The following is a 5818-nucleotide window of genomic DNA, read 5'->3' as shown; positions in this document are numbered from 1 at the left end:
GGCAGGACAGAGGGGGGCGCGAAGGAACGCGACTTTGCAATTGGTTGAGCATGCTCGCTTGAGGAGGGACAAGGCGAGGCCGTGAGGAATTCGCACTTTTTTGCCGTCACAACGTATTTTGTTCTTGCTTTGTGCCGGCAGCTATGCTAGTAATTTGGCTATGGTGCTAATTGGCTCCAATGACCCGCCCGCTGTGGCGGGTTTTGTGTTTCCGACCTGAGGTTGGCGGGACAGCGCCCTCTCTGTCCTGCCGGACATCTCCCCCACGAGGGGGGAGATTGGCAGCTTCGGTGGTTGCTCTAAACTTCCAAAGCTCCAATCACCACCGCTGGACTCGTGTTACCCGGTGCCGGACAATACATCTTCATCGACTGAGTCTTTGTGAGGCGGCGCGAAAAAACCATGGCGGATGAGAGACTTCCACGCGATCCCTTGCTGCGCGAGGCCTATGCAAAGGCGTCGCGGGCGGAGGCGGCGGCGCGTCGGTTCATTCATCTGCGCGTGCATTCGGCCTATTCGCTGCTCGAAGGTGCCTTGCAGCTCGGCAAGATCGTCGGCCATGCGGTGCAGGACGAATGCCCGGCAATCGCCGTCACCGACACCAACAATCTGTTCGGCGCGCTGGAATTCGCCCAGAAGGCGGTAAAGGACGGCATCCAGCCGATCATCGGCTGCCAGATCGACCTCGCCTTTTCCGGCGAGGCGAGCGACAGCCAGCGCGACCGCAGGCGGCAAGGACCGGAGATGCGGCCGGTCGTCCTGATCGCCGCAACCGAGGCCGGCTACGGCAATCTGGTCAGGCTGGTCAGCCGCGTCTACCTCGAGACACCGCCCGGCGAAGCGGTGCATCTGACGAGCGAGATGCTGCAGGGCCACACCGACGGTCTGATCTGCCTTACGGGCGGGCCGCGCGGTCCGATCGGCACTGCCTTGAAACAGGATCGCCGCGAACTCGCCGAGACCCGGCTCTCGGCGCTCAAGGGCCTGTTCGGCGACCGGCTCTATGTCGAGCTTGAGCGCGTGTCCGGCTACGACCGCGCCATCGAGCAGTCGTCGGTCGATCTCGCCTACCGCCACGATCTGCCGCTGGTTGCCACCAACGAGGCGTTTTTCTTCTCTCGTGAAGACTATGAGGCGCATGACGCCCTGATCGCCATCGCCGAAGGCTCCGTGGTTGCGGCCGACAATCGCCGCCGCCTTTCGCCCGACCACTTCCTGAGAAGCCAGGCCGATATGGCGAGGCTGTTCGCCGACCTGCCGGAAGCAATCGACAACACCGTCGAGATCGCGCTGCGCTGCTCGTATTACCCGAAGACCCGCAATCCGATTCTGCCGCGCTTTGCCGGCCGCGATGTCGCCGACGCCGATGCTGCGGTCAAGGCGGAGGCGCAGGAGCTTGCCAGGCAGGCGCATGAAGGGCTGGAGGCGCGGCTGGCGGCGCACGGGCCGACGCCGGGCTACACGGTCGAGCAATATCGCGAAAGGCTGGATTTCGAGCTCGGCGTCATCGAGAAGATGAAATATCCGGGCTATTTCCTGATCGTTGCCGACTTCATCAAATGGGCCAAGGCACAAGGGATTCCGGTCGGCCCGGGCCGCGGTTCGGGCGCCGGCTCGCTGGTCGCCTATGCCACGACCATCACCGACATCGACCCACTGCGTTTTTCGCTGCTGTTCGAGCGCTTCCTCAATCCCGACCGCGTGTCGATGCCCGACTTCGACATCGACTTCTGCCAGGACCGGCGCGAGGAAGTCATCCGCTACGTCCAACAGAAATACGGGCGCGACCAGGTTGGCCAGATCATCACCTTCGGCACCCTGCAGGCGCGCGCGGTGCTGCGCGACGTCGGCCGCGTGCTGCAGATGCCTTACGGGCAGGTCGACAAGCTGAGCAAGATGGTGCCGTCGAACCCGGCCAATCCGGTCAAGCTCGCCGACGCCATCGCCAACGAGCCGCGCTTTGCCGAAGAGGCGGCGCGTGAGCCGATCGTGCAGACGCTGCTCGATACGGCGCAGAAACTGGAAGGTCTTTATCGGCACGCCTCGACGCACGCCGCCGGTATCGTCATCGGCGACCGGCCGCTGTCGGAGCTGGTGCCGATGTACCGCGATCCGCGCTCGGACATGCCGGTCACCCAGTTCAACATGAAATATGTCGAGCAGGCCGGGCTGGTGAAATTCGACTTCCTTGGCCTGAAGACGCTGACGGTGCTGGACAGGGCCGTCAAGCTGATCCGCCGCCGCGGCATCGAGATCGATCTTGCCCACATTCCGCTCGACGACCCCGAAACCTACGCCATGCTGTCGCGCGGCGAGGTGGTCGGCGTGTTCCAGGTGGAAAGTGCCGGCATGCGCAAGGCGCTGATCGGCATGCGGCCCGACTGTATCGAGGACATTATCGCGCTGGTCGCGCTCTACCGGCCGGGGCCGATGGAGAACATACCGACCTACAACGCCAGAAAGCACGGCGAGGAGGAGATGGCGTCGATCCACCCGAAGATCGACCATCTCGTCAAGGAGACGCAAGGCGTCATCGTCTACCAGGAACAGGTGATGCAGATCGCGCAGGAGCTCTCCGGCTATTCGCTGGGCGAAGCCGATCTGCTGCGCCGCGCCATGGGCAAGAAGATCCGCGCCGAGATGGACAAGCAGCGCGAGCGCTTTGTTTCGGGCGCGGTCGAGCGCGGCGTCGGCAAGCCGCAAGCCGACTTCATCTTCGACCTGCTGGCAAAGTTTGCCGACTACGGTTTCAACAAATCGCATGCCGCCGCCTATGCCGTCGTCTCCTACCAGACCGCCCATCTGAAGGCGCATTACCCCGTCGAATTCCTGGCGGCATCGATGACGCTCGACATGGGCAATACGGACAAGCTCGCCGATTTCCGCCAGGATGCGCTGCGCCTCGGCATCGAGGTGGTGGCGCCGTCGGTCATGACGTCGTTCCGGGATTTCGAGGTCGGCGAGAACCGCATCTTCTATTCGCTGGCCGCGCTCAAGGGCGTCGGCGACGCGGCGGTCGAGCACATCGTCGCCACGCGCGGCGAAAAACCCTTCAAGAGCCTCGCCGATTTCTGTGAAAGGGTCGATCCGAAGATCGTCGGCAAGCGCGTCTTCGAAAGCCTGATCATGGCCGGCGCGCTCGACTGCTTCGGTCATGACCGCGCCGCGATGATGGCCGGCGTCGAGCGGATGATGGGGCTGGCGTCGCTGGCTCAGCAGAATGCCGTCACCGGCCAGCATGACATCTTTGGCGCCTCGCTCGGCGCACAGTCGCAGGCGCTCAACTTGCCGGCGACCGATCCCTGGCTCGCCGCCGACCGCCTGCACCGTGAATTCCAGGTGGTCGGGTTCTATCTCTCGGCGCATCCGCTCGACGAATACAAGGCGGCGCTGCAGAAAATGCGGGTGCAGACCTGGGGCGAGTTTTCGGCCGCCGTCAAACGCGGTGCTGCCGCCGGCCGGCTCGCCGGCACGGTGACCACCAAGCAGGAGCGCAAGACGCGCACCGGCAACAAGATGGGCGTCGTGCAGTTCTCCGACACGTCCGGCCAGTATGAAGCGGTGCTGTTTTCCGAGGGGCTGGCGCAATACCGCGACTTGCTCGAACCCGGCCGCTCGGTGGTGATCACCGTTTCGGCCGAGGACAGGCCTGAAGGCGTCAATCTGCGCATCCAGACCGTGCAGTCGTTGGAGGAAGAGGCAAGCCGTATCCAGAAAGCGTTGCGCATCTTCGTCAGAAATGACGCACCGGCATCGACAATCCAATCGCAGCTTGGCCAGCGTGGCGACAGTCAGGTGAGCATCATCGTCATCAAGGAAGGCGGCGAGGGCGAGGTCGAGATCGAGTTGCCCAACCGCTACCGCGTATCGCCTCAGATCGCGTCGGCGATGCGGGCGGTGCCGGGCGTGGTCGAGGTGGAACTGGTCTAAGAGTTAGCGCACGCTTATGAAGCGGCGATCTCCGCCGGTTGCGGTGCTCTCCGCTGCAGGTTGAGCAGATTTCCCATGAGGATCAGCAGGGCGCCACCGGCGGTGAAGGCGTCGATCTGCTCGTGATAGAGCAGCCATCCGATCACCGCCGACAGCGGCACGCGCAAAAAGTCCATTGGCGAGATGACCGTCGCATCGGCATAGACAAGTGCGCGGGCCATGCAGAAATGCGACGACATGCCGGTGAAGGCGATGAGCAGGATCCACGGCCAGAGCTCAAGCGGCGGGTTTTGCCATTCGTAAAGCGCCGGGACCAGGCCAAGCAGCGACTGGATGATCAGCATCCAGAAGATGATGCGCACGACGCTGTCCGTCCGCGTCAGCGACTTGACGAGAACCACCGAGACGCCGAAGCAGACCGCGGCTCCCAGCACGATAACATGCCCCGGATTGACCGCGCCGACGCCCGGACGCACGATGATCACCACGCCGATCAGCCCGAGCACGATCGCCGCCAGCCGTGGCCGGGAGAGCCTTTCGCCGAGGAAAGCGACCGCCAGCAGCGCGGTCCAGATCGGCGTCGTGAATTCGATCGAGATCAGCACCGCAAGCGGGATCAGCGTCAGGGCGTAGAGCCAGGCAGCCTGGCCGGTATAGTGGACGACGTTGCGGGCGAGATGGGCCAGCGGGCGCCCGGTGCGCATCGCCGGAAAACCGCCTGACATCATGACCAGCGGCAACAGGATGAAAAAGCCGATCACCGAGCGCAGCTCGAGCACCTGGAAGACGTTTAGTTCGGCCGTCGTGGCGCGGCCAGCCACCGACATCGCCAGGAACGAGGCGATCGACAGCGCCATCCAGAACGCGGCCTTGGGGATCGAGGGTGCGGGTGCCATGGGCGCTATGTCGCAAGCCGGCGCTTTCATCGCAACCGCTAGCCGACGCATTCGACTGGGCCAGCCGTGCAGCGTTGCAAACAGTGATGTTGAAGCCGGAACCCGCCGCTGAGGGGAGCGTTGGTCCCTCGTGTTTGCGTGCTGTGTTTTGGATACCAACGAGGAGCGGTCCGATGAAATCACTTGCACGATTTGTACTTGCCGGCTGCCTGACGGCCGGGGCCGGGGCAGCGCATGCCGACGATCCGGATTTTCTTCGCTCATTCCAGGGGAATTTCGCCGGCAAAGGCATCGTCAAGGTGACCACCGATGCGCCGACGGTGAATGTCTCCTGTCATTTCAATTCCGACGCAACGTCGAGCTCGCTATCGCTCGACGGCAGCTGCCGCGGTCTTATCGTGGTAACGCGCGCCATCAGCGCCGATCTCAAATCGAGCGGGACGAAATACACCGGCACCTATGTCGGATCGCGCACCGGGCCGGCGCAATTGAGCGGCAGCCGCTCCGGCAACGCGATCAATCTCGGCATCCGTTGGGCCAAGGAGGTCAATGGCGATCGCAAGGCGCAAATGACGGTCGAGAAGAACGGCGAGAATGGCATGCGGCTGATCGTCGTCGATACCGATCCGAAAACCGGGAAGAGTGTGGTGACCACCCGGATCGATCTGCAGCGCACGTGATCTTCTTGTTTGATCACGATCTTTTTGAAAACCGGTTTCCACTTTTCGCGTACGCGGACCTTCGGTTCGGGATCATGGTCTGGTTGTGAAAATCTGACGCTTAGTACCGACGCGAAAGACGGCTCGGGGTGGGCAGCAGTCAGTCCCGGCACGGCGATCTTGACGGGTTGGAAGCCGATCGGCAGCCAAGATTTCATCGTTCGTTTCGTTGGACCATCATAAACATTCGGGATCGGCCGAAACTTCCCCAACTTCGTCATCCTTGGGCGAAGCAGTAGCGAAGCGCCGTCGCGGAGACCCTGGGATCCATGC

At 63.1% G+C, this 5818-nt stretch carries 3 protein-coding genes; 2 read left to right on the top strand and 1 reads right to left on the bottom strand.

The genetic code is table 11. The annotated features are described in order from the left end of the window. Positions 1 to 402: 402 nt before the first annotated feature. Entirely contained in the window at positions 403 to 3930 is a 3528-nt protein-coding gene (gene dnaE, locus NKI59_RS34460) for a DNA polymerase III subunit alpha (RefSeq protein ID WP_352708992.1), read from the top strand. A gap of 14 nt (positions 3931 to 3944) precedes the next feature. Here the strand turns inward: dnaE and NKI59_RS34455 are convergent, their stop codons facing one another. Beyond that, positions 3945 to 4826, bottom strand: coding sequence for a DMT family transporter (locus tag NKI59_RS34455; RefSeq protein WP_352685082.1), 882 nt, complete (start codon positions 4824 to 4826; stop codon positions 3945 to 3947). Positions 4827 to 4999: 173 nt separating this feature from the next. Here NKI59_RS34455 and NKI59_RS34450 point away from each other — a divergent pair, with 173 nt between their 5' ends. Continuing rightward, positions 5000 to 5506: a hypothetical protein gene (locus NKI59_RS34450; RefSeq protein WP_352471786.1), complete on the top strand. Its 507-nt coding sequence runs from the start codon at positions 5000 to 5002 to the stop codon at positions 5504 to 5506. Positions 5507 to 5818 lie beyond the last annotated feature (312 nt).

Source organism: Mesorhizobium sp. M0598 (assembly GCF_040320865.1).
Lineage (GTDB): Bacteria > Pseudomonadota > Alphaproteobacteria > Rhizobiales > Rhizobiaceae > Mesorhizobium.
The sequence above is the reverse complement of the archived record's forward strand: the minus strand, read 5'-3'. Positions and strand labels throughout refer to the sequence as shown.

Coding starts and splice junctions, on each gene's coding strand:
- dnaE (WP_352708992.1), top strand. CDS start 403: ATGGCGGATGAGAGACTTCCACGCGATCCCTTGCTGCGCGAGGCCTAT.
- NKI59_RS34455 (WP_352685082.1), bottom strand. CDS start 4,826: ATGGCACCCGCACCCTCGATCCCCAAGGCCGCGTTCTGGATGGCGCTG.
- NKI59_RS34450 (WP_352471786.1), top strand. CDS start 5,000: ATGAAATCACTTGCACGATTTGTACTTGCCGGCTGCCTGACGGCCGGG.